We start from the raw sequence: 25874 nt of genomic DNA, 5'->3' as shown, positions 1-25874 counted from the left end.
ATGCTGAGGTTTTTGCTAGTTGTATTTTTTTGCTTAGGCGTGATAAAGTTTGGAAAGGCTCAGGAAATTACATGGCTAAGTTTTGAGCAATTAGATGATTCTTTAAAAATAAAACCTAAACCTGTAATTATTAGTTTTTATACTGATTGGTGTGTATACTGCAAAAAAATGGATAAAGAAGTTTACTCAAAAGCTGCTATCATTAAAGAAATAAGTCAAAATTATTACGCAGTTAAGTTTGATGCAGAAACTAAAATCCCCATCCAATTTGATGGAAAAACCTTTCATAAAAAAATGCAATTTCATGAGCTAGCCCTTTTGCTTGGCGCTAAAGAAAAACAATTTACTCCTCCGGTAACACTTATTTTAGATAGTAATTTCGTTGTTAAAAGCCGGTGGTTTGAATATTTAAGTAGTGATAAACTCCTAAAAATTTTAAAAACTAACTAGGAAAGTAGCCCAGTTAAAGCTTCAATAACTCAATTTTTTCACGATATTCGCGGTATGTCTAATAAAATAACATCCAGTGTAAACATCAGAAACAAGAAAGCCACTTTTGAATATAGCATTCTTGAGAAATTTGTTGCTGGCATTAAACTTTTAGGTACCGAGATTAAATCTATCAGACAAGGAAAAGCAAATATTGGCGATTCGTTTTGTTCTTTTATTAATAATGAGTTGTATGTAAGAAACATGGATATTGCCGAGTATTCTCATGGTTCTTTTTACAACCATGAAGCTAAAAGAGACCGAAAACTCTTACTCAATAAAAAAGAAATCAAAAAATTATTGGTTAAAGGCGAGGATAAAGGCCTTACGATTATCCCTTTACGCATTTTTATTAACGAAAGAGGCTTTGCTAAAATGGAAATAGCTTTAGCTCAAGGTAAAAAAGCTTTTGATAAACGTGATGCTATTAAAGAAAGAGACGTAAAGAGAGAGCTAGATATGGTGAAGAAGAAGTATGTTTAGGTACAAGTTGGTTAGGTGCTGGTTGGTTAGTTCCGATAGCTATCGGGAGTTTTTAGGTTAGGCATCTTAAACAGTTCTATTTTACCAAGCTTGGTCTCCTAACAAGGGTACAAATCTAAAAGTATCTAATACAATTTTATCAAAATCATTCTCAGACACACGTAAAACAGTGACCATTTTTTGGCTTTTTTCATCCCCCACGGGTATTACTAAAATACCTCCTATTTTTAACTGCTTTAATAAAATTTGCGGAACTAAAGGTGCTCCTGCGGTTACTATAATCTTGTCATAAGGAGCATGCTCTGCAATACCTTTAGAACCATCACCAAGAAAAAACTCTGCATGATAACCAATATGAGGTAATACTTGTCTCGTTCTTTCGTACAGTTTTTCTTGTCTTTCTATGGTATAAACCTTAGCCCCTAGTTCTAACAAAACGCAAGTTTGATAGCCACAGCCTGTACCAATCTCTAATACCTTATCTCCTTTTTTAATGTGTAATAACTCACTTTGGTAGGCTACAGTATAGGGGTTAGAAATGGTTTGACCCTCGCCTATAGGGAAAGCTTTATCAAGATAAGCTTGATTCCAGAAGGTTTCATCAAAAAAATAATGTCTTTTTACTGTACCAATAGCCTTTAGCACTTGTTCATCAGAAATCCCTTTTGCTCTAAGCTCTTCTACTAACTTCTTTCTGGCGCCTTTTTCGCGGTAATTATCAACAAATTTATATCCCATTTTGCTACAAAAATAGAATCTGAAATTGAATTTAAAGCAATTTTATTAGCTTTACCACTAGTTCATCATCATAAAAATACACAAGTAGCAGAACATCAATGTTTAAACAAAAAAAACTTATACTTTTTATTTTTATTGATTTACTTGCTGCACTATTATTTCTATTTAGCACAAAAAGCATCCTTACGGAGAATCTTTTCCTATTCTTTATCGCTTTTATCCTATTAGTGCTGCTTTATGCTTTTACAGGTACTTACGCACAGTTTACCAGAAAATCTAGATTTAAAGAACTGGTAAGAACGTTTAACCAATCTATCATCATCACTTTATTTTATATCTGGCTGTTTACAACTATAAAGGGTAGCAATCTATTCAGCGTATATTTAGAAGAATTCATAAACTTTGGCTTTTGTCATTTGATAATTGTTGGCTTTAGCCGATTATTATTTTTAACCTGGATAAAGAGACAAATACAAAAAGGTAGTATAGGATTTAATACAATTTTGATTGGTAACAATCATAAAGCCAAACAACTGTTAGAAGAAATTCAATCTCAGCAAAAAAAGTTAGGATTTAAATTTGTAGGTTATGTTTACCTTAATGATGGAGAATTAGATTCGACAACTATAAATCTTCCAAAACTAGGTAGTTTTGATCAAATACATCAACTTATTAAAGACCAAGAAGTAGAAGAAGTTATCATTGCTATAGAAAGCAAGCAACATCATCAACTAAAGAATATTTTAAGCCAATTAGAGCAAACAGAGGTTATTATTAATATCATACCTGATATTTATGATATCATTTCTGGTTTTGTTAAGCTTAACTATTTGTTTTCTATTCCACTTATAACGCTACACCCCGATAATATGCCTTTCTGGCAAAGAAGCCTAAAAAAAATACTAGACTATAGTTTCGCTATCATAGTACTAACGCTTTTTTCGCCGCTATTTCTAATTATCTACATTTTAATTAAAATAGACAGTAAAGGCCCAGGTATATATCAGCAAGAGAGAATTGGTAAAGATGGGCAGCCGTTTAATATTTATAAGTTTAGAACAATGTTTATAGATGCGGAGAAAAATGGCCCTTGCTTATCTAAATCTAATGATCCAAGAGTCACAAAAGTTGGTAAAATTCTTAGAAAAACTAGGTTAGATGAGTTACCACAATTTATAAATATTTTAAAGGGAGATATGGCTTTGGTAGGACCAAGACCTGAAAGAGCTTATTACATTCAAGAAATAGAAAAGAAAGCTCCTCATTATCATTATTTACATAAAGTTTTACCAGGTATTACTTCTTGGGGGCAAGTAAAATTTGGCTATGCAGAAAATGTTGAGCAAATGGTAAAAAGATTAACATTTGATATAATTTATGTCGAGAACAGGTCTTTGGCATTAGATTTAAAGATATTGTTGTATACTATCATTATTGTATTGCAAGGAAGAGGAAAATAAATTATATACTTGTAAAATTTTTCAGTTCAAAAAATGAAGAAACTACTATTCTTAACTTTAGGTATCATTATTTACGGTCAAGCTTTTTCTCAATCTCAAAACAATTATAGCTATAGTTTTGGCATTAAAGCAGCCAACTTTGGCGACTTTCCTAAATTGATGAACGAGGTTAGAGGTTCTGAAAGTTATCGCTCTTCTTATTTAAATGGTTTTGTTTTTAAATTTAACGATAACCAAATAAGCTACAGATTTGTTGGCTCAAAATACTACGATAAAAACTACACTTTCAAAAATGTTTGTCATGACTGTGAAACTGTAACGGGTACCTTTTCTGATTTCACTTTAAAAGCCGGTTTTGAACGTAGTTTAATTTATGGGGTTATACAACCTTATTACGGTTTAGACTTAGGATATAGAAAAATTTATTTTGATGGTACTGCTAACAACGCAAACAATAATACACTACTTTATGATGTCGTAGTTGAAAAAAATGGTGCCCTTATACATCCTTTATTAGGTGTTAAAGTAAATTTATATAAAGCTATGTTTACTGTAAGCGCAGAGGCGGGTATAGATATTCTTTACTCTAATGATAGAGAGACTAAAACTTTAAACGACGGTAACAGAACTACTTCTATTGCTAACTTTAGAAGATGGGGTTTTTATAACTTACCCTTAAGTATGCTAAGCTTACAATATAATTTTGGTCGTCAATAAGGGTCTACATTTACAACTATATAGCTGCCTTTATTTAGTTTATTAGCCTCAAAATTGCTAATCTCTTTTCTTAGATAATCTTTTATTTTTGGTATAGATTGATGTTGCAAATCTATCTTTAAAATAATAGTTTGGATGTAATAATTACGTATACGCCCAATAAGTGGAGTTTGAGGCCCTATCACCAAATCTCCTAACACTTTCTTAAGCTCTTTAGCAAAACCTTCAGCAATTTGTTGAGTTTTAGCAAAATCTTTATGCTTGATGTCGATATGAATTAAACGGTAAAAAGGTGGATATTTAAATTGCTTCCTTTCTAAAATCTCATGTCGGTACATCGCTTCATAGTCATTATTTACAATTTGTTGGATGACCCTATTTTTAGTATCATAAGTTTGGATAATAACTTTGCCTTGTTTATCTCTTCTACCAGCCCTACCCGCAACCTGTGATAATAATTGAAAACTTCTTTCATAAGCCCTAAAATCAGGGAATTGTAGCATGCTATCGGCATTAATAACACCTATAGTGGTCACATTATCAAAATCTAAGCCTTTGGCAACCATTTGAGTACCAACTAAAACATCTAAACGTTTCTCTTCAAAATCAGTTATAATATGTTGATGCGCATTTTTATTTCTGGTAGTATCATAATCTAAACGACCAATCTTTAAATCAGGCAACATTACACGTAAATCATCTTCCACCTTCTCTGTACCTAATCCTTTATAAGCAATATGTTTTGAACCACATGCTGGACATTCGGTAATATTATCTTCTCTGTAACCGCAATAGTGACAATGCAATTTTCCGGATGCTTTATGATAAGTTAAGCTTACATCACAATTGATACATTTTGGCGTATTACCACAAGTTTGACAAATAAGAATAGGGACATATCCTCTCCTATTTTGAAATAAGATAACCTGCTCTTTAACTTGTATAGCTTCCTCTATTCGATTTAAAAGTATGCTTGTAAAATTCTCTTTGATGGTTTTTCTGGCCTTCTCTTCAGTGATACTTACCACTTCAATTTGGGGCAGGTTAACTCCACTATAGCGAACATCTAACTTAACTAAACCATATTTTTGTTGCGTAGTAGCGTTAAAATAACTTTCTAAAGACGGCGTAGCAGAACCTAATAAAACCTTTGCTTGATAAATGTTAGCCAAAACAATAGCAACATCTCTGGCATGATAACGTGGTGCTGGGTCATATTGCTTATAACTAGCTTCATGTTCTTCATCAACAATTAAAAAACCTAAATCGGCAAAAGGAAGAAATAAGGATGAACGAGCTCCTAATATAATTTTAGCTTCGTTTTTTAAAACTTTTTGCCAAATTTCAGCCCTTTCGTTATCGTTAAACTTACTATGATAAACTACTATTTGATTTCCGAAATGAAATTTTAAGCGTTCAACAATTTGTGCTGTTAAAGCAATTTCTGGAAGCAGATAAAGTACTTGCTTGCTTAAAGCCAAATACTCTTCCATTAAACGGATATACAACTGGGTTTTACCCGAGGAAGTAATGCCATGTAAAAGTGTAACTGGCTTCTCTTTAAAAGATTGCTTTATTTCATCAAAAGCTTTTTGTTGTGGTTCACTTAAATTAAAATCGTTTGTATTTTCTTGATTATCAAAACTAAAGCGACTAATTACTTCTTCTTTAACCTCAAAAATCCCTTTTTCTATTAAGGCCTTTATAACTGCTGCACTAGCCCCACTAGCTTCTGTTAGAATAGTTCTTGTAATCTTTACATCTTCCTTTTGAAGTTTTATATACGCCAATAAAGCATCTAGTTGTTTTGGAGATTTACCAAGAATTTCAAACAGAGCTTTTAGATTTTCTTTATCCTCATAAAAGCTATTTAAACGAACTAGCTTAACAGTTTTAGGTTTAAATTTATCGTTTATCTCTTCTGATATGAAAACAATCCGCTTATCTAAAAGACTTTTAATGATGGGAAAAATAGTTTTCTGACCTAATATTTTTGAGATCTCTTGCAATGTAAGCTCATTCTGTATTTCAAGAGCATCTACAACAATAAACTCTTTATCGTTAAGTGTAGTTTTATCTATACCTTCTTCATTACTTAAGATAATCTTTGTTTCGCTTGCTAATTTAAGAGCTGATGGTAAAGCAGCAGCCATTACCTCACCGGTATAGCACAAGTAATATTCGGCAATCCAATCCCAAAGTTTTAATTGCTTTTGAGTAATGATAGGCTGCTCATCAATAATATCAATCAGATATTTAGCCTCGTAAGAAACTGGCGCTTTTTCTGATATAGAAGCAATAATAGCCGTGTAAATCTTACTTTTTCCAAATTGTACAACTGCCCTTTTTCCGATAGCCAATTCATCATTTAACTCAAATGGAACACGGTAAGTATAAAACTTAGGAATAGCTAGAGGCAAAATTACCTCGGCAAATAGTGTTTTTCTAGAATTATGATTCTCAAAATCTATCATTTATCTCTTAAGGCTGCTAATAACAAACTTAACCAACCCATAATAAATAATAAGCCACCAACTGGCGTTACCGGACCAAGAAAAGAAGCGACAGTCCATCCCATATAATCTTTTAAAGATAAGATATACAAAGAACCACTAAATAATAATATACCTCCTGTAAAGCAATAGGATGCAAAATTTATAAGTGCATTTTTATAACGAGCAAAAGTACTTAGAAAGAGCAGACCAAAAGTATGATAAAAATGATATTGTACAGCTGTTTGCCATACATCTAAACTTTGTACTGATAATATTCTTTTTAATGCATGAGCACCAAAGGCACCTAAAATTACGGCTAAAGCACCAAAAAAAGCTGCTGTAATAATTATTCTCTTATTCATAAACCCGCAGTGTAAATCGCTAATTTAATAAAGATGCAATCAATTTTCGGTGCTTCAATACAAAAATCTATTTTTGTTGAGAGGAAATAAATAATGAGAAAAATAATCATCACCATTAGCTTACTTATAATTGCCGTTTTTGCTGCCGTATGGCTATATTTTAGTAATATTTCTTCTTTTGAGAGTACTACAGAAAAAGCTTTTAATACTATCCCTGCTGATGCTTCTTTAATTTTCGAATATAAAAATGAGACTTCTTACTATGATATTTTTAAAGATTTCACACTTTTTAAAGATGTTTTAGGTACAGATATAAGCAATCATTTAACTGCTCTTAAAAACACTTTTATTGATGAGGCAGATTTTAATGATGCACTCTTCAGTTCTGAACTATATTTTTCTATACATCAAATTGGTAAAAACCAAGCCGATGTATTGATTATTGCTCCTTTAAACAATAAACAACTAAAAAGTAGTGAAGAAAGCCTTAATAGTTTAAAACAGAAATTTAAAATAGAGGAAAAACAACTAGATAAAAACAAACTCTATACCCTCACTTTTAATAATCAAAGCAAGTTCTATTTTACCTTAGTACAAACCGTATGGATAGGTAGTTTTAATGAAAATCTTATTCAAAAGGCGCTTTTAGAAAGCTCTAATAAAAAGCAAAAATTCTTTAAAGGCGAAAGTTTTAGCTCGGTAAGAAATAAAAACGCTATCGCAAACTTATATATCAATTACCAAAATCTAGCTTCTTTTTTAGCCGGTTTTTCAAAAAAAGATAAACCAGCAGAAACAGAGAACTTAAAAACGTTCCCCGCTTTCTCAAGCCTAAACATCAATTACCAAAAAAATGCTTTCATGTTTAGTGGGATTACCGAGTTAGAGCAAAAAGGTAGCTTTGCAGCTCTATTCTTAAATCAGCAGCCTGGAAAATGTTCACTCTTAGATTTAGTTCCTTTTGATGCAGCCTCTTATCTTTTTTACCTTGTATCAAACCAAGAAGCTTTTCAAAAAGATTTAAACGCTCTGTTAGAAAAAAGAAAAGAAAGCGATAAAAGAAAAAGTCAGCTTCAAAATATCTCACAAAGACATTCTATTAATATCGAAAAAGAATTTCCGTTGGTTTTAGGCAAAGAGTTTGGGTGTATACAAGTTGCATCGGGTAATAAAATTGGTATCATTAAAACTACCAATACCGGAAGATTATCTTTTATATTATCTACCATTAGTACGGCAGTTAATTCCAAAATCTCACGATTTGATGATTCTGATTTACTTTATTACCATTTGGGAGATCCTTTTAAAGGGTTTAGAAGACCCTATTACGCAATCATAGAAAACCATCTGCTAGTTTCTAATAATGTACAAGCGCTAAATGGTTTTCTAAAAGATTATGAAGAACAAGACTTCCTAAACAGAACCGACAAAAATTTACATTTTCAGCAATATCTATCTAACCAAGGCAATATCTTTTACTTCTTACATAATAGCAATGCCAAAGCAATTATAAAATCTTATTTAAGCAGCAAAGCAAGCAAGAAATTTAAAAGTGATGACTTTGGCTGGAAAAATATTTATGGAGTATCTATGCAATTTAGTGCAGATAAGAATAAGTTTTTTACAAACCTTTACATGAGTAAAGTTCCAGAGTTAGAAGATTTAAACCCAAAAGCTGATTCTTTACTTATAGACTCTTTATTAAAATAAACTTTATTTAACCCAGTTTTTTAGATAAATTTAATCATGAGAATTTGGGTGTTATTAAGCTTTATATTATTAGCTCATTTTGTAGTTAAAGCTCAAGAAACATCCTTAATTCATTCCAAAACAGTATTTGACTCATTTGAAAATCCTGTAAATACAGCTTTTACCCCAGAAGTAAGCAATAAATACGCAGTAAGTTTTTTATTTTCTTCTTTTAGTACTCAATTGCGCATGAAAGGCGATATAGAACCTAGCTTAAAAGCCTTTATTTTTAATAGAGATACAATAAAAGGCGCTCCATTATTAGGAAGAAATAATTTAAACCAACTATCAGGCAATTTAAATTACTATCTGGCTATGTTTAAATTATTTAGAAGTATAGATTATCAACGAGAAATTGGTGCATCAATACAATTTAGAAATATTGGCGATGCACAAATACCTAATTCTACTTTTGCCTTTTTAGATAGTTATAAAAATTTTAACAGCCCTTATGCTGATGTCTTTAACAGTACAGCACTTAACCAATCTTTTTGGCAATTTGGACTTACTTATAGAGAAGATTATAATGAAAAGCTTGCTTTTGGTGCTAAATTAAGCTTTCTAAGTGGCGCAACTTATCATCAAATTGATATTCGAGAGTCTAGTATTAAGCCTTTAACTAAAGGCTACGAGGCTTATTTTAATGGAACTTACCGTTCTAACCTAGGAACAGATTCAGTAAAAATTAGCCATTTATTACCTAATCTTAGAAACCCAGGACTAGCCTTAACACTAGGGAGCTCTTATAAATTTAAAAACAAAATTTATCTAACCGCACATTTAAAAGACTTAGGTTTTATCAGATGGAATAAAAATGCTGTGAGTTCAACTTTTAGTGATACCTTAACTCCCACTAAAATAGATACCCTCGTACCCAATGGTAATATTAGAACAAACCTCAACAGGATGATTGCCAGTGAAGCCAGTTTAGGAAAATTTACTAGCTTTTTACCTGCGCATCTACAAATTGCAGCATCAAGAAACTTTGGTTTTTACAAACCTGTTTTTGTAGCCACACAGTATTTTGATGGTCGTAGTACCCAAGTAGCTTGGGTTAACAATTTTAAAACAGGAAGTTTTAACTTCACCATCAACACCACTTACGAAAAACAAAACGGCCTTCAAATTGGTGCTTTGGTAATGTTACAATCTGTAAATACAGAATTATACTTAGGCTCTGAAAGACTTCTTTCGAGCTACTATTTTACTAAAGGTTTGATAAGTAAAAATAGCAATATTGGTAGAAGCCCAACCCAAATGAATATTTTTATGGGACTTAATATTAAGTTTGGTAGGAAAGTACAAAGTGATGGTATGGCAGATTTTATTGATGGTCTAAATGATGCAGAAACAGGTTTTGTTTATCGGTTAAGTAATAAAGAAAGAAAAGCCGTTAGAAAGGAAGCAGCTAAAAACAGTAAAAAAGCTAATAAAAGAAGAAATTAAGCTTTTTTCTTTCCGGCTACATAATCTTTTAAATAAAAAGGTTCAAAATAGGCTACATCTTCAAAAGTTCTTTCTTTAAACTTCTCAAAAGCAGGCTCTATTAAATCCTCAGCAGAATTTGTAAAATCATCCATTATCCTGGTATTCATATGTGTACCTAAAACCTCTTCGCATTTAGGTGCTCCATCGCCAAAAAAATAAACAATGTAAGTATCTAAAATAGCTTTAAAAGAATTTTCATCTACAATTACAGCTTCTGTAGCTTTTAATACTTCTACTTCCTTATTATAAAATGCGGTATAAACTTCCATTCTTCTGGCATCTATCATCGGACAGAAAACTGTATTACCATTTACAGAATAGCACTTTTTAATAAAACCATTAGCCATAGCTGTTAAGGTATTTATAGCTATCAAAGGAATATCTAAAGCAAAACACAAGCCCTTAGCCGTAGAAACACCTATCCTTAAACCTGTATAAGAACCAGGCCCCATACTCACAGCAACCGCTTCAAGATCTTTAAAACCTCTTTGATTTTTTTTTAAAAGTTCATCAATAAAAACCGTTAAAGATGAAGCATGTATATTAGCCTCTGTACGTTCTATTTTATCGATAAAAACGCCATTTTCTGCCAATGCAACAGAACAAGTAATAGTTGCGGTTTCTATATGTAAGATAAGTGCCATAAAATTAAGGTACCGGATCATGTCCATGCCCACCCCAAGGGTGACATTTTCTAATTCTATTTAAGGTTAACCACATCCCTTTAAAGGGGCCATGTTTCTTTATTGCCTCAACACCATACTGAGAGCATGTAGGAGTAAACCTACACGATGCTCCAAATAAAGGCGACAATAGATATTGATATATCCTAATCAGCAACAAAAACAAAAATGAGAATATTTGTTTGATAAAACTCATGATTATTTAATTTGCTTTTCTAGGTTTATTAATGCTAATGATAGCTTTTGATGCAGATAAGAATAATCTAAAATCTCTTTACCAACATAATTAAACGCAACTAAGATTTGCTTTTGTTGAGTTTCTAAGAAGGGATAAAAAGTATTAGACTTTTGCAACCTGTAAGCTTCTTTTATCCTTCTTTTGAGTAGATTCCTATCAACACTTCTTTTAAATCTCTTTTTTGGAACTGAGATAACTATTTGTGCGGGATATTTTTGAGGCTGTGGATTGATTAACCAGGTTATCCTAAAAGGATAAAATAAAAAAGAAGAACCATTGTTAAAAAGCTCTGTTAAAAGCTTTTTGCTACACAATCGTTCTTCTTTTGTAAATTGAAAATTTTTCATTGCATTAAACCCGATTTATAAATATAGAGACATCGGATTATACATTGACCTTAAAAAGGTAATGAACGCAATTAAAATTATGCTTTATGACGACGCTCGTCAGAAACTGTTAATCTTTTTCTGCCTTTAGCTCTTCTAGACGCTAATACTCTTCTACCGTTTGCAGTAGACATTCTTTCTCTGAAACCATGCTTGTTTCTTCTTTTTCTTTGAGAAGGCTGGAATGTTCTTTTCATGATTATATATAATAATAATTTCGCTCTATAAAATAAGAGTGCAAATATAGACTTGTTTTTCTATAAATCAAAACCAAATTAGAAATAAATAAAATTTAAGCTTTGATTATATCTATCCTGTTTCTTGCCTTTATTTAGCCTTTAAAAGATCTCTTATTTCTGTAAGCAATACTTCTTCCTTACTTGGTGCTGGTGGAACAATAGCCTCTGCTTCTTTATCCTTTTTGTTAATCTTATTCACCCCTTTAATGATGATAAAAAGAACAAATGCAACAATAATAAAAGCTAAAACCTCTGATAAAAAGTTACCATACTTAATAGCTGTGCCTGGTATTACCAATTGATTAAGCTCTGTTAAATTTGCAGCTGTTAATGCCGGAGTTAAGATAGCTGGCGTGATTACATCATCCACCAACGAACTTACAATTTTACCAAAGGCAGCACCTATTACAACCCCCACTGCTAAATCAATGACATTACCTTTAATGGCAAACTCTTTAAATTCTTTAATTATTCCCATAGATTTTGGTTTTAGTTTTGTTATTAATTAGAAATGAAATTATAAAAAAATTTAATACTGCAGAAATTAATCGAACAAAATATCCATAAAATATGCTTAAACTAGTGCTGTTAATATTAAGCAGCTTTGTTTAACTTTGCTATTTCTGATACACTATTATGCTTAAACAGAATCTTCAACAAAAATTATTACAAAAATTATCCCCTCAACAAATACAGTTTATCAAGCTGTTACAAGTGCCTACCGTTGCTTTAGATACAAGAATTAAAGAAGAATTAGAAGAAAACCCTGCTTTAGAGGATATTAGCTTAGCTGATATGAATGATCCAATTGAGGAATATCCTGATAAAGACCCTGATGATGATTTTAGAGGTGAAGATTCTGGGGATGATTTAGCAGAGTTTAATGTTGATGACTATCTTCAAGATGACAATCTGAATGAATATGGGAGCAGGTATGACAGCAACGATGATGAAGATGATAAAAAAGAGCTTCCTATAGCTATAAACAATACTTTTTTTGAGAATTTACAAGCGCAATTAGATTTGATTCCTTTAGAAGATAAAGAATATTTGATTGCGCAGCAAATTATAGGAAGTTTAGATGATAATGGTTATTTAAGAAGGCCAATACCTTCATTAATAGATGACTTGGCTTTTTCTCAAAGTGTACTAGCAGAAGATGAAGAAGCGGAGGAAATGTTAAAGGTTATTCAAAACTTTGATCCGCCAGGTGTTGGTGCTAGAGATTTACAAGAATGTCTACTCATACAGCTCAGAAAAAAGGACACTTCTTTAAAAACGATACAAATTGCCATCAACATTGTTGAAAATTATTTAGATGAATTTACAAAAAAGCATTACGATAGATTAGAAAAATCTTTAAGCTTAACTTCCGAAGAATTAAAAGAAGTTATCAATGAGATTTTAAAACTAAACCCTAAACCGGGAGATTCTGGAGTTTCTAATTTGAAACAAATGCAAGTAATTCCGGATTTTCATATCACCAAAAATGATGGTGTTTTAACGCTTACTTTAAATTCTAAAAACGCCCCAGAACTTAGAGTGAGCAAATCTTACCAAGAGATGTTTCAGCATTATGAAAAAACAGCAGAAAAAGATAAAAAACTAAAAGAAGCTGTTCATTTTGTAAAACAGAAACTAGACTCTGCAAAATGGTTTATTGATGCAATTAAGCAAAGACAACAAACCTTGCTTAAAACCATGAATGCGATTATGCACTATCAATATGAATATTTTCTTTCTGATGGCGATGAACGTTATTTAAAACCTATGATTTTAAAAGACATTGCCGATAAAATAGGAATGGATATTTCTACGGTTTCTAGAGTAGCCAATTCTAAATATGTGCAAACAGAGTTTGGTACTTATCTTTTAAAATCATTCTTTTCTGAGGCTATACAAACCGAAAGTGGTGAAGAAGTTTCTAACAAAGAAGTTAAGAAAATTTTGGAAGAGTGTATTGGTAATGAAGATAAAAGAAAGCCTTTAGCTGATGAAAAACTAACTGAAATCTTAAAAGATAAAGGCTATAACATTGCTAGAAGAACGGTAGCTAAATATAGAGAGCAAATGGGTATACCTGTTGCTAGATTAAGAAAAGAACTTTAATATTTAATTGTGATAGGTCTAAAGCTTTAGACCTATCACAATTTCATGTGTACCGTTAGATACTGTATTCAAAGAAGATCTGGTAATATCATAGGCATAGCCGGCATCTAAAGTTTTACTAATGGTAAAGCCCATTATAGCCGAAAAAGAATCTTTTCTTCTGTACGAGCCTCCTAACCAAAAGTTGTTCCTGTAGCTCATCCTTAAATTTAAATCAATACCAACAGGCAAAGGTTTTATATACTTAAACATGACAGAGGGTGTAAAAGAAAGATCTTCTGTTACCCAAAATCTATATCCTCCGTTAATAAAATAATGACTAACCTCTAAACCATCTTCGTAATTGTTATTAAAAACTAGCTTTTGCTTCATTACCTGTTGCATGGAAGCTCCTAAAAAAAATTGATGCGCATATAAATAAACGCCAACATTTACATCAGGAATCCATTTTACGGTACTGCCTTCTGCTAAAGCTGGCTCAAAAGGGTCTTCAAAATTAAGTGTATTGGCATTAAGACTTATTCTGCCAACGCCAGCGCCAACTCCTACAGATAAATTGGCTATATCGCCTAAAGCTAGATGATACGCATAAGTTAAATTGATGCTAGCCCTACCAAAAGAACCTGTTTGGTCATTCAAAACAGTAGCACCAAGACCATGATGATTTTCTGAAGATAAATAGCTGTTTTTATCAGAACGTGTTCCTACTTCATCTACACCATAATCAGCAGAGCCAGCAATTAACATATCACGATCAAAATTTATGGGCGTTGAAATGGTGAGATAACTTGTTTTAGGCGAACTTTCTAATCCTAGCCATTGATTTCTAACTCCCCCTCTAATTTCTAAAGCTCTAAACATACCTGTTACAGCAGGATTTATAACCTGCATATTTTGCAAATATTGTGTATAATGAGGCCTCTGTTGCGCTAGAACAGTTACGTGTAACATCATAAGTAATACCAACAGCTTAACTATCTTCATTATCTTATCAATGTTATAGAACCCGTGTACCTATTTCGTCCATTATTTGGCTCAATGATGTAATAATAAACACCAACCGGAACATCTATTCCTTTAAACCTACCATCCCAAGGAGTGTTGTATTGTTGAGACTCAAAAACAACTTGTCCGTATCTATTAAATATTTTGATAGACGCATTTACAAAAGACTCTAAATATTTAATCACCCATGTATCGTTATATCCATCGCCATTAGGGCTAAAAGCATTAGGAATATTTGGTTCCTGATAAACAGACACCAATACCTCATCTGCCACATAACAACCTTGTGGCGAAGTTACTGTTAAAATATATTTTGTTGTTTCTGTAGGTGATGCGATAGGATTTAGTATTTTATCATCACTTAATCCTTTAGAAGGAGACCATTTAAAGGTAAGATTTTGCCCTTTTAAAATTTTCGCTTGTATTTGCTTTTCTCCTGCTAATAAGATGTTTAAATCTTCACCAGCATCTACTTCAGGAATATCTAAAACTTTTATAGTTTGCTTAATTGTATCTGCGCAACCTTTCGGAGTTAAAAAAGAGTAAACGATTTCATGACTACCAATTCCTGCAACAGCGGGGTCAAAGTACACCCCATCAACAACTCCTTTACCTGTATATTTACCAGTCCCTGCTATGCTGTTAATGTCCTTTCCATTCAAAAGAATTCTGAAATTATTTAAACAAAGTTCTGCCGGTGCAAGGAAACTTAAAGAAGGACTGCCATTAACAGTAACTATTGTTGGTAAAGATTGTTGAAAACAAACCGACCCTGAATAGGCTCTTAGTACCACTCTATAATTTATTGCTAAATGGTTTTTAGGATATTTGAAACTGTATATTTCATCAAATTGCGGATTCACATCCACCAAATCAGGTACAGAAGAAACTCCGTTATACTGAAAAAACCACTCTAATTTGGTGATATTACCAAAAGGAATAGTGCTTTTATTTTTAAAAAAGACTTCTTTATTGCTACACAATCCACTAGCATCTACAACTTCAAAAACTGGCTGAGGGTTGGCCCCACTTATTTTAATCACTCTAGAGAAAACCGAGTTACAGCCATCATTAGAAACAGCGGTTAAAGTAACCGTGTATTGGCCTGCTGCATTATATTTATGTACAGGCTCTGCTTTAGTGTTTTGAGAAACATCATTGGTACCATCTCCAAAATTCCAAAACCAAGATGTTACAGCCCCAGTTAAAACTTTAGCTTTAAAAACAACAAAATCATTTACGCAAGAGCCAGGGTCATCAAAAGAAATTTCGGCAGGATTTTTAATTACAAAACTTCTGATTATGGTATTTTTACAATTAAAGGAGGTTGTAGTAGTTAGTTTAACATTATAAGTCCCTGCTGTTGCAAAAAGATGAGTCGGATGCTGCAAAGTGCTTATTGCTGTATTGTCTCCAAAATCCCACTCCCAAGCTATAATATTTCCATCTTGAGAGGTACTTTCATCTCTAAAACTAATATTGGTATTTACGCAAAGAGGAGATGCTACACCTATTTTAGAAACCGGAGGGGCTGCAATAAAAACAGTTTTTTCTAATACATTAGATTGACAACCAATTATACTTTTTAATACTAGTTTAACCTTATAGTTTCCGGGATTTGCATAAGTATGTGAAGGATTTTGCAAGGTAGAGGTACTTCCATCGCCAAAATCCCAAGACCAGCTATTAACAGGCTCGCCGATATTTTTCTCTACATAGGTAAAATTAACAGGAGCGCCTAAACAAGTTGCCGCAGGAAATGTAAACTCTGGGACTGGCAAATCTATTACCTCGAAATCAAATTCGATGATTTCTTCATCTGTAGTAGAACAAATATTTGCCCCTGGCGGAGTTGTAGAAGTTATAATAATCTTTTTAACGCCGGAAGATGAAAAATTCTTTTGTGAGGATAAGCGATATTCATATAAAACCTTATTACCCGAATTAACAACTGTAGGAGTAGGATTATTTTGCACAATTTCTGTATCACTAGCTTCTAATTTCCATACTAATTTGGTGGTTCTGTAAGGCAAGGCCAATTTAAAATCATAGCTATCACTTACGCAAGCAATTTTTACAGCCTGGTTTGTTCCACTCTTAAGTGCCGATACATTGATATTAGAAGCTAAACTTGTTCCTGCAGAATAAGCATAAGACTCAACATTACCAAAACCATAGGCTATAGCATTGAAGCCAGTATCGGCAGATAAACTAAAACTACTTCCTCCAATTTGATGAAGTAATATTTGTGCATAAGAAAACTCAGGTTTACTTGAAAAAGCAGTAAAACGATTAGAAAAATCCTGATTATTTAGTTTGAATGAGGATACTTTAGAAGTAGGAATGGTGATATTTAAAAACTGCTCTGTTATGGCTAATTTAGTTGATGAATATAAAGTTATCCTATCTATACTATATTCTAAGGGATTCAAAAGCACCATATCAGGGTCGCTTGGTCTAGTAGCACCATTAACTCCGTTTCTAGAATCAGCACATAGTTGTGTAATAGCATATTGTGCTACCGATATTTTCTTATCGGCATTGATAAAAGAAAATAATGTAGTAGGCTCAGTTGTATAATATTCACCCGCATTCAAAGTAATAGTTCTTCCTAATAAATTGATGTTTGTATTATCCTCAGAAGCAAGTATCCTATAAATACTGCCAACATCTCTATCATAAAACGGAATCATACTAAAATTTAATCCCCAACTCTCAATCGGATATAATTGCTGTAATAAAGGGTCAGCAGACAAGCTCATTGAAAAACAGGTAGGAGATGATATAGCCACTACAGAGCTACCAGAAAAAACAGCAATTTTTTTACAGTTTGAAACAGTTTTATCTACTTCTATCAAAGTACCTGTTATATCTTGGCTGCTTTGATACTGATAAACATCACCAACTGCAGGTAAAACTACCTGAAATGCAGTTTGCTTAACTCCATTTAAAACCGGTGTTACATTAACCGTTGTATTTGCTTCTACTGCTACAATATTGAATTGAGACGATCCGCCTTGAGTTTGGGTATAAGCCATAGCATGATACTTTTGCCCCAATGCTTCATTAGGAAGAACTAGCGTAGCTGCCGACCTTGCACCAGCAAAAATATGCCCATAAACAACTATTTTAGGTTTGCCAGGGTCTACAATTACTTTTATGCCTTTGTTGGTAAAAACACTTGTCCCATCACCTAAATATGAAACATTCCTGGGCAATACTACTTCTGTTATGGTATTTGCTGTTACGCTAAAATTCTGCGAATAAGTACCACATTGTACCTTACCAGAGCTATTACTTTTAGAAGTTATAAAAACAGAAATATTTGCTAAACTACCTCCAGAAGGCACATGTGCCGGAAAACAAAGCCAAAAAGAAGTTCCCTCATTAGAAATATTCTGGGCTTTACTAACAGCAGATATAGCTAAAAAAGAAAGTAGAAAGTAAAAAAAAAGCAACCTACGCTTAAACATGAAAATATCTCAACCTATTAAATTTAAAATACAGACTACTTAACATTTTTTATAATCTTAAAACTTTTCTTTAGCTGCCAACGTAATTGTTAGTAATTTTGAGGAAAGGTTTAATTAATTCTAATCTAAATATTAGTTTAATTAAAATTAAATATATTTTAAAATATTAATATCAAAATTTAGCCTCCTCTATTTGTCATTTACAACTTATTTTCAACATAAATGCTAGAAGAATTACCAAAAAGAAAAATGGATGTATATGTAATTATTCCGGCATATAATGAAGAACAGTCTATAGCTAAAGTTATAAATGCTATACCTAAAGAATTTGTTAAAACAATTGTTGTAGCCAATAATAACTCTAAGGATAACACAAAAATACAAGCGGAAATGGCTGGTGCTGTGGTTGTTGATGAACCCCGCCCTGGTTATGGATATGCATGCTTAAAAGGTATGGATTTCTTAAAGCATAATATCAATCCAGAAGATATTATTGTTTTTTTAGATGGCGATTTTTCTGATTATCCTGAAGAAATCCCTGACATTATAAATCCTATCATACAAGATAAAGCCGATTTAGTTATTGGTTCTAGGGCTTTAGGGGTAAAAGAAAAAAACTCTATGACTATCCCGCAAGAGTTTGGTAATTGGCTAGCCACAAAATTAATCAGGTTATTTTACGGAGTTAAATTTACAGACCTAGGACCATTTAGAGCCATAACATGGTTACATTTGCAACATATAAACATGCAAGATAAAACCTATGGTTGGACAGTTGAGATGCAAATTAAAGCTGCTAAACAAGGTTTGAGATGTATGGAAGTACCGGTTAAATACCGTAAAAGAATTGGAGTTAGTAAAGTTTCCGGAACGGTGAAAGGTGTTATCTTGGCAGGTTATAAAATTATTTGGAAGATTTTTAAAAATCTATAAAGCAGAATGTTTCTACAGTTTTCTATTTTATTCATTTATGCTTTTTGCTTATTAGCGATTTTTATTTTTAGTATTGGCCAAGCTTTCTTGATTTATTATTACATCAAATCACCTAAAAAAGAAGTTAAAGCTTTATCATGGCATCACCAACCTAAAGTAACCATACAATTACCTTTATTTAATGAGCTTTATGTTGTAAAAAGATTGATAAAAAGCGTTTGCGAGTTAAACTACCCTAAAGAATTATTAGAAATACAGGTGTTAGATGATTCTAATGACGATTCTCTTGCATTAACAGCGCTATTGGTAAAAGAACAACAAGCTGCTGGTTTTAATATTAAACATATTACCAGAACAAAAAATATTGGCTTTAAAGCCGGAGCTTTACAATATGGCTTAGAACAAGCTTCTGGAGAATTAATAGCTATTTTTGATGCAGATTTTGTGCCTCCAAAAGATTTTTTACAAAAGCTTGTACCCTATTTTCAAGAAGCTAAACTTGGAATGGTACAAAGTAAATGGGAGCATTTAAACGAAGATTATTCTTTACTAACAAAAATTCAAAGTTTTGGCTTAGATGGTCATTTTACGGTTGAACAAACAGGTAGAAATAAACAGGATTTATTCATCAACTTTAATGGTACGGCTGGTGTTTGGCGTAAAACCTGTATTGTTGAAGCAGGTGGCTGGCAGCATGATACCTTAACAGAAGATTTAGATTTAAGCTATAGAGCACAACTAAAAGGCTGGAAATTTAAATATGTAGAAGATTTTGGAACTCCGGCAGAACTACCCATGGAACTTAACGCTTATAAATCTCAACAACATCGTTGGACAAAAGGCGCTATAGAAACCTCAAAAAAAATGCTTTCACAGATTTGGCAATCAGATGAAAATCTTAGCCGTAAAATCTTTGGTTCTTTACACTTGCTTAACGCTTATGCTTTTTTACTGGTGTTTATAGCTAGTATTTTAAGCTTACCTATTTTGATAATCAAGAATCTGCATCTGGTTGATATTTTATATTTTAATTTGATGACTGTTTTTGTTGGTGGATTTATCATCGTTGCTATTTTCTACACCACCTCTTATTTTTCTAAAAAAACTAGTTTTATAAACTTCTTGAAGCTTTTCCCCGTTTTTCTATCCTTCTCTATGGCGATGAGTTTCCATAATGCAATAGCTGTTTTAGAAGGTGTATTCGGTTTTAAATCTGATTTTATCAGGACACCAAAATTCAATATCAATAATAAAGAAGAAGGTTTTACCCATAATATTTACATCAAGAAGAGTTTACCAAAATCATTTTATATAGAGCTTTTCTTGGCTTTTTATTTCCTTAGCGGGATAATCATGTCTTTTATTTATCAAGACTTTGGTTTATTACCCTTCCATACACTATTGTTTTGTGGTTTTTGTTTATTAAACTTTTATTCCATTAAACATAGTTTTATGGGGTCAAAAAATTAAGCTTTAACTTTCAACTTATCTAGCTCATCCATCAATAGTTTAAGCTGTTTGATGAGCGTATGAAGTGTTTTATCAAAACTTTCATCCCAGTGCTTAGCATCCTGCAAAAGTAGTTCTTGCTCTCTAAATAAAGCGGCCAAAGGCCTTGCCCCTACTTGCGCAACACGCCCAGCAATACGATGTGACACTAATCCAGCTTCTTCTAAATTCTGCTGTTGGATATTGGCTTCTAAAATTTTAATATCTTGATGAGAATCTTCCATAAAGCGATTTAAAATATTTAAGGTTTGTTCCCAATCGCCAAAAGTCATTTTCTCCAACGCAGTTAAGTCAAACTCCGAATGATTTTGATTCTCTACCTCAACAAAAGTTAAATTACCATTTATGAGTATAGAAAGTAATTGTTCTTCTTTAAAAGGTTTCATCAGCAAACCATCAAAACCATTATTTACCACTTGTGCTGTTTCTTCTGGTAAAACTTGTGCTGTTAAAGCGTAGATCAACACATCGGGATGTTGAATTTTCTCTTTTAACTTTTTACAAAGAGTAATACCGCTCATACCCGGCATACGCATATCTAAAAAAATAAACTTAACATCATTTGTAATATCAGCCTTTAAAGCCTCTTCGGGCGAAGAAAAACATTGATAAGCTATTTGATGATGAGCAAAAATTAAAGCACATAAATCTAAAATGAATTGATCATCATCTACTATCCAAACTTTACCACTAAAAGCAGTTGATAGTAAAGTATTTTTTAGCCCTAACACACTGTCCTCTTGAGGTTTATTTACTTCTCTAAACTTTAAATAAACCGTAAATGAACTTCCTTTTGAGGGAGTACTTTTTACATGTATTCTTCCTTCCTGAGTTTCAACCAAGGCCTTTACAATGCTTAAACCTAAACCAGCCCCTGCTTTATTCATCTCCTTATTTTGGGGGTTATTAGCTTGTTCAAACTCATTAAATATAAGTTTCACTTCATCTTTAGTCATTCCAATGCCAGTATCTTCAACAACAAACATGAAATGCACATCATGAGCTTGTTTCTTATAAGAAACTGCAATGCTCACCATCCCCGCATGGGTAAATTTTATGGCATTACTCAACAAATTATAAAGAATTTGTTTGAGCCTAAAAGCATCACCTTCTACCCACAAATCGTCATCAATATCAAAATCCTGAACAATTTTAAGCTCTTTTTTCTCTGCTTGTAAATGCATCACAGATAGCACCTCTGTCAATAATTTTTGCATATTAAAAACTTCATGAGAAAAAGTAAGCTTACCTGATACAATACGGTTATAATCTAAAACCTCATTTACAATTTGCATTAAATGTTCTGATGAATGATAAATGGCTTCTATATCTTTCTTCCGAGGATTTTCTTGTTTTCTGATAAGTTCAGAATAGCCAATGATAGCCTGTAAAGGTGTTCTAATTTCATGGCTCATGTTAGACAAGAAGCGTTGTTTTGCCAAACTGTGATATTCTGCTTCTTCTTTAGCTAACTCTAAATCTTTACGGTACTGGTTGCTTTTAGCAATATCAGAAAGGATAAAATAGAGCAGGATAACCGTAGCAAGGAAAAATACAATAATGATGATACTGATTTGCTTAATGCTATCATTTACAACCTCACGGGCTTCTTTATTATTGATTTCTATTTGCTTAACAGCTTCGCTTTCTACCTCACGTAAAACGGTTAACATTTTATTGATGAGTAAATCGCTAGTACTGGCTAAAACAGCCTCTCTATTAATAAAAACCTCGCTTTTTTTACGTTGAGCTTCTTCTAACTGTCTAATAGTTTTTTCTACATTTTGGATAATACTATCCTGACGAGATAAGGCTACTGTATCCACTTTAACGTCCAGTTCCTCATTCATGATATTGAAAGACTGATTATTTTTATCATCCTTTTTTTTACCAAATAGCTTACCGAAGAAAGTTTTAGGCCCATCAGAAGATTTATTCTCGCTAGTATTTTTAATGGTTGTGGTTAATGTTCTTTTTTCTGAACGTAAAACCAAACTGTCTAAATCTTTTGATGATGCGTCAACCAAGGCATTTAGCTCTTCAACTTGGTTAGAAAAAGAATTATTATTAAGCAACCCTTCTCTTACTTTAAGGTAATTGATAAACAAACGGTCTCTTTCTTTTAGCAGCGTATTCATAGATTTTATACGGCTAAGCTGTAAAGAATCATTGGAATAAAGCTTACTTAAGCTATCAATACCAAAACTTAATTGCTTTGTTTCTTCAAGAAAAATACTGTAATCACCAGGATTATTTAAAGCCTGTGCTTTTTGTAATTGATCTAAACTGATGATTTTAAATGTAAGTTCATTTACTAATCTTAAACGTTCGCCGGGTTTGGCTATATCCTCAAAAGAACCGAGCATTTTGTTAAATGCATATTTACTGGTAGCCCAAGCGAGACCTAATGCAATACAAGCAAAAAATGCTGCTATGATAATTTTACCCCGAACAGATTGGCTGAAGCTTTTTGTTTGTTGGTTCATTAAAAAGCTTTAAGCAAAATTTAATCCAAACAAAAAGGCGAAATTTTAAAATTTCGCCTTTTTTATATTTAAAATAATCCCAATTGCCCTTTGTCGTCTATATCAATGTCATCGGGATTGGTAATTTCAAAATCTATTTTTTTTACTGGTTTTACCTCTACCTTTTCTGGCTGTTTTTCATCTCCATCAGCTTCATCTGCGACCTCTACTGTGGAGTTTTCTAATTCATCTACTTCATCCTCTTCTAGAGATGTTTCCGGCTTTTCTTCTTCTGGTTCTTCGGCTTGTTCATCAGTTAATAAAGTTACTTTCTGCACATCATGCGGACTTAACTTATTCCCTTGTGCTTTCATGCCTTTTACATCTATCAACTCGGCTAAATTAACCTCGCTTTCATCAAAAAGTTGGCTTTTACCTTTTAATGCCTCTATTTTCACTATTGGATGTTGGGCTTTTGTAATGATAATCATCTTAGAGCCAGATTCTTCATTAATGAAGCCAATTCTTTTACCTATAGCTATATCCTCAAATTTAAAGCGTTTAATGTAGTAAACTTTTGATTTTCCGTCTTGATGGATAACAGAATAGATAGCTTCTGGATTAAACTTTTCCATCCTCACCATTTTATCATCAAAATGGTTGGTTAAATCAAAACTACTAAGCTCGTAGCTGCCATCAGCAAAAACACATAATATTTTATCTTCTGCTTGGAACTCACCTAAGAAACGTCCATGGCCGTTTTCATTTAGGCGTTTTACTACATCATCAAACCAAATTCTTCTTCCAGCAAGGGTAGAAACTCCTTTAGATTTTAAGGTGATTTTCTTTACTGCATATTTGGTTGCGATATTACCCTGCGAGGCTCTCCCTTTAATAGCTGTCTCGGCAAAATCTAAATCGAAACTTAATTTACGGAGTTTAGACATCGGCTTTAAAGCTACATTTACAACTTCTGCCTCTCCGTTAGGGTTTGCTGTAAAATATAATACTTTAGAGCCTTTGGTGCCTTTTGTTAAATCGTATTCTTTATCTCTGGTAACGCCACCAACAGCAAATCTTTTGATGTAAGATGTGCCTGTTTTACCATCTTTGTAAATCATGTTATAAATGGTACGGTCGTCGTTCTTTTTAAATACTCCAACATGTAAAATACCTTTCCCTACGAAGGTTTTGTCTTGAACTTTGGTTACCAAGCAGATACCATCTTCTCTGAAAACAATGATATCGTCTAAATCAGAACAATCAAATACATATTCATCTTTTCTTAAGCCTGTTCCTACAAAACCATCTTCACGGTTTACATAAAACTTGGTATTTGCTAAAGCTACTTGAGAGGCCTCTACCTTGTCAAAAGCTCTAATTTCTGTTTTGCGACCTCTATCTTTTCCGTACTTTTCTTTAAGTCTTAAAAAATAATCAATAGCAAAATCTGTAAGGTTCTTTAAATTCTTTTTTACTTGAGTGATTTCTTTTTCTAAAGCAGCCATTTGCTCATCCGCTTTTTTAACATCAAAGCGGGTGATGCTACTCATAGGTTTATCAATCAATCTTTTAAAATCTTCGGGTAAAATCTCTCTGTAAAGAGATGGCTTAAAAGGCTCGAAAAGTTGGTGTAATACTTTTACAACTTCCTCAAAATTTGATGAGTTTTCATATTCAGGATGTTTATACATCCCTTCCTGAATGAATATTTTCAGTAATGAGCTAAAGAAAATTTTCTCTTGCAAATCATGCAATTTAATCTCTAACTCTCTTTTTAATAAGTTTTTGGTGTAATGTGTACTCTCTATCAGAATATCATTGACACTCATAAAATGAGGCTTATCGCCTTTGATAACACAAGTATTTGGAGATATAGATGTTTCACAAGCTGTAAAAGCATACAAAGCGTCTATGGTAACATCTGGTGATATACCTGGCGCCAAATGAATCAAAATCTCTACATCTTTAGCTGTATTATCTTCTATTTTTTTGATTTTGATTTTCCCCTTATCATTAGCTGCGATAATACTATCAATTAAGCCAATAGTTGTGGTGCTGAAAGGGATTTCGGTAATAACTAAAGTCTTTTTATCAAGCTCAGATATTTTAGCCCTAACCCTTACTTTTCCACCGCGTTGACCTTCATTATAAGCAGAAAAATCTGCCATACCTCCGGTTTGAAAATCAGGAAGGATATCTGGTCTATTTCCTTTTAAAACCTCTATTGAAGCATCAATTAACTCAACAAAGTTGTGCGGCATAACCTTCGTAGCTAATCCAACAGCTATACCTTCTGCACCTTGCGCCAATAACAATGGAAATTTTACGGGCAGTGTAACTGGCTCTTTATTTCTACCATCATAAGAGGCTTGCCACTCTGTAGTATCGGGATTAAAAACTACATCTAATGCAAACTTAGAGAGCCTGGCTTCTATATAACGTGGGGCTGCAGCAGAATCTCCGGTAATTGGATCTCCCCAGTTTCCTTGTGTGTCTATTAAAAGATTTTTCTGACCAATTTGTACCATGGCATCGCCAATAGAGGCATCACCATGCGGATGATACTTCATGGTATTACCAATAACGTTTGCCGCTTTGTTAAAACGACCGTCGTCCATTTCTTTTAAAGAGTGAAGAATACGTCTTTGTACAGGCTTTAAACCATCATGTATATGAGGTACCGCCCTATCCAAAATTACATAAGAAGCATAATCTAAGAACCAGTTCTCGTATAAGCCATTTATAGGCGTTACATTATGAAGTACTTCTTCGTTTTCGTAATTGTTTTCTTCCATATTATATTAATCGCAAAGATTAAATCATTTCCTTATATATGTGCTTATTCAGTTT

At 32.8% G+C, this 25874-nt stretch carries 21 protein-coding genes; 9 read left to right on the top strand and 12 right to left on the bottom strand.

Translation table 11 applies throughout. The features are described 5' to 3' along the window. On the top strand, nucleotides 1-450 hold the full coding sequence (locus GJJ64_RS14005) for a thioredoxin family protein (protein ID WP_154288398.1): 450 nt from the start codon (nucleotides 1-3) through the stop codon (nucleotides 448-450). A gap of 54 nt (nucleotides 451-504) precedes the next feature. After that, a complete protein-coding gene (smpB, locus tag GJJ64_RS14000) occupies nucleotides 505-972 on the top strand; it encodes an SsrA-binding protein SmpB (RefSeq protein WP_154288397.1) in 468 nt (155 codons plus the stop codon). Between the two features lie 81 nt (nucleotides 973-1053). On the opposite strand, the gene GJJ64_RS13995 is transcribed toward smpB, so the two are convergent. Then, the gene (locus tag GJJ64_RS13995; protein ID WP_154288396.1) at nucleotides 1054-1710 is read right to left on the bottom strand and encodes a protein-L-isoaspartate(D-aspartate) O-methyltransferase; all 657 of its coding nucleotides are present in this window, start codon (nucleotides 1708-1710) and stop codon (nucleotides 1054-1056) included. A 98-nt stretch (nucleotides 1711-1808) separates the two neighbouring features. On the opposite strand from GJJ64_RS13995, the gene GJJ64_RS13990 reads away from it, so the two are divergent. Both GJJ64_RS13990 and GJJ64_RS13985 read left to right on the top strand, forming a co-directional pair. Then, nucleotides 1809-3170, top strand: a complete 1362-nt coding sequence (locus GJJ64_RS13990; protein WP_154288395.1) for a sugar transferase — start codon at nucleotides 1809-1811, stop codon at nucleotides 3168-3170. Between the two features lie 33 nt (nucleotides 3171-3203). Further along, nucleotides 3204-3887, top strand: a complete 684-nt coding sequence (locus GJJ64_RS13985) for a hypothetical protein (RefSeq protein ID WP_154288394.1) — start codon at nucleotides 3204-3206, stop codon at nucleotides 3885-3887. Here the strand turns inward: GJJ64_RS13985 and priA are convergent. Together priA and GJJ64_RS13975 are read right to left on the bottom strand one after the other, a co-directional pair. Then, nucleotides 3881-6361 carry a replication restart helicase PriA gene (gene priA / locus GJJ64_RS13980; protein WP_154288393.1) on the bottom strand — a complete coding sequence of 827 codons (2481 nt, stop codon included), beginning with the start codon at nucleotides 6359-6361 and terminating at the stop codon, nucleotides 3881-3883. The genes GJJ64_RS13985 and priA overlap by 7 nt on opposite strands. Beyond that, nucleotides 6358-6744 carry a DUF423 domain-containing protein gene (locus GJJ64_RS13975; protein ID WP_154288392.1) on the bottom strand — a complete coding sequence of 129 codons (387 nt, stop codon included), beginning with the start codon at nucleotides 6742-6744 and terminating at the stop codon, nucleotides 6358-6360. The genes priA and GJJ64_RS13975 overlap by 4 nt, the downstream gene beginning before the upstream one ends. 93 nt (nucleotides 6745-6837) lie before the next feature. Between GJJ64_RS13975 and GJJ64_RS13970 the strand changes: the two genes are divergently transcribed. Beyond that, entirely contained in the window at nucleotides 6838-8454 is a 1617-nt protein-coding gene (locus tag GJJ64_RS13970) for a hypothetical protein (RefSeq protein ID WP_154288391.1), read from the top strand. A 36-nt stretch (nucleotides 8455-8490) separates the two neighbouring features. After that, the gene (locus GJJ64_RS13965) at nucleotides 8491-9939 is read left to right on the top strand and encodes a DUF5723 family protein (RefSeq protein WP_154288390.1); all 1449 of its coding nucleotides are present in this window, start codon (nucleotides 8491-8493) and stop codon (nucleotides 9937-9939) included. Here GJJ64_RS13965 and tsaB read toward each other — a convergent pair. The 5 genes from tsaB to mscL form a co-directional block, all read right to left on the bottom strand. Next, nucleotides 9936-10625, bottom strand: a complete 690-nt coding sequence (tsaB, locus tag GJJ64_RS13960) for a tRNA (adenosine(37)-N6)-threonylcarbamoyltransferase complex dimerization subunit type 1 TsaB (protein ID WP_154288389.1) — start codon at nucleotides 10623-10625, stop codon at nucleotides 9936-9938. The genes GJJ64_RS13965 and tsaB overlap by 4 nt on opposite strands. 4 nt (nucleotides 10626-10629) lie before the next feature. Next, nucleotides 10630-10860, bottom strand: a complete 231-nt coding sequence (gene yidD, locus GJJ64_RS13955; RefSeq protein WP_154288388.1) for a membrane protein insertion efficiency factor YidD — start codon at nucleotides 10858-10860, stop codon at nucleotides 10630-10632. A 2-nt stretch (nucleotides 10861-10862) separates the two neighbouring features. Continuing rightward, the gene (locus tag GJJ64_RS13950) at nucleotides 10863-11249 is read right to left on the bottom strand and encodes a ribonuclease P protein component (protein WP_154288387.1); all 387 of its coding nucleotides are present in this window, start codon (nucleotides 11247-11249) and stop codon (nucleotides 10863-10865) included. A gap of 77 nt (nucleotides 11250-11326) precedes the next feature. Further along, entirely contained in the window at nucleotides 11327-11485 is a 159-nt protein-coding gene (rpmH, locus tag GJJ64_RS13945; protein ID WP_017258626.1) for a 50S ribosomal protein L34, read from the bottom strand. A gap of 130 nt (nucleotides 11486-11615) precedes the next feature. Next, nucleotides 11616-12005 (bottom strand): large-conductance mechanosensitive channel protein MscL, encoded by a 390-nt coding sequence (gene mscL / locus GJJ64_RS13940; protein ID WP_154288386.1) that lies wholly within the window; start codon nucleotides 12003-12005, stop codon nucleotides 11616-11618. 158 nt (nucleotides 12006-12163) lie between these two features. On the opposite strand from mscL, the gene rpoN reads away from it, so the two are divergent. Beyond that, nucleotides 12164-13636, top strand: coding sequence for an RNA polymerase factor sigma-54 (gene rpoN, locus GJJ64_RS13935; protein ID WP_154288385.1), 1473 nt, complete (start codon nucleotides 12164-12166; stop codon nucleotides 13634-13636). 18 nt (nucleotides 13637-13654) lie between these two features. Here the strand turns inward: rpoN and GJJ64_RS13930 are convergent, their stop codons facing one another. Further along, the gene (locus tag GJJ64_RS13930; protein ID WP_154288384.1) at nucleotides 13655-14620 is read right to left on the bottom strand and encodes a PorP/SprF family type IX secretion system membrane protein; all 966 of its coding nucleotides are present in this window, start codon (nucleotides 14618-14620) and stop codon (nucleotides 13655-13657) included. After that, entirely contained in the window at nucleotides 14620-18114 is a 3495-nt protein-coding gene (locus GJJ64_RS13925; protein WP_154288383.1) for a PKD domain-containing protein, read from the bottom strand. The genes GJJ64_RS13930 and GJJ64_RS13925 overlap by 1 nt, the downstream gene beginning before the upstream one ends. A 222-nt stretch (nucleotides 18115-18336) precedes the next feature. Here GJJ64_RS13925 and GJJ64_RS13920 point away from each other — a divergent pair, with 222 nt between their 5' ends. Both GJJ64_RS13920 and GJJ64_RS13915 read left to right on the top strand, forming a co-directional pair. After that, nucleotides 18337-19047, top strand: a complete 711-nt coding sequence (locus tag GJJ64_RS13920) for a glycosyltransferase family 2 protein (protein ID WP_154288382.1) — start codon at nucleotides 18337-18339, stop codon at nucleotides 19045-19047. A gap of 6 nt (nucleotides 19048-19053) precedes the next feature. Continuing rightward, a complete protein-coding gene (locus GJJ64_RS13915; RefSeq protein ID WP_154288381.1) occupies nucleotides 19054-20517 on the top strand; it encodes a cellulose synthase family protein in 1464 nt (487 codons plus the stop codon). Here the strand turns inward: GJJ64_RS13915 and GJJ64_RS13910 are convergent. Both GJJ64_RS13910 and GJJ64_RS13905 read right to left on the bottom strand, forming a co-directional pair. Beyond that, complete coding sequence (locus tag GJJ64_RS13910) at nucleotides 20514-23042, bottom strand: ATP-binding response regulator (RefSeq protein WP_154288380.1); 2529 nt, start codon at nucleotides 23040-23042, stop codon at nucleotides 20514-20516. The two genes, GJJ64_RS13915 and GJJ64_RS13910, sit on opposite strands and share 4 nt — an antisense overlap. 68 nt (nucleotides 23043-23110) lie before the next feature. Beyond that, the gene (locus tag GJJ64_RS13905; RefSeq protein WP_154288379.1) at nucleotides 23111-25819 is read right to left on the bottom strand and encodes a DNA gyrase/topoisomerase IV subunit A; all 2709 of its coding nucleotides are present in this window, start codon (nucleotides 25817-25819) and stop codon (nucleotides 23111-23113) included. Nucleotides 25820-25874: the final 55 nt, after the last annotated feature.

The organism is Pedobacter puniceum (genome assembly GCF_009674685.1).
Taxonomy (GTDB): Bacteria; Bacteroidota; Bacteroidia; order Sphingobacteriales; family Sphingobacteriaceae; genus Pseudopedobacter; species Pseudopedobacter puniceum.
The sequence above is the reverse complement of the archived record's forward strand: the minus strand, read 5'-3'. Positions and strand labels throughout refer to the sequence as shown.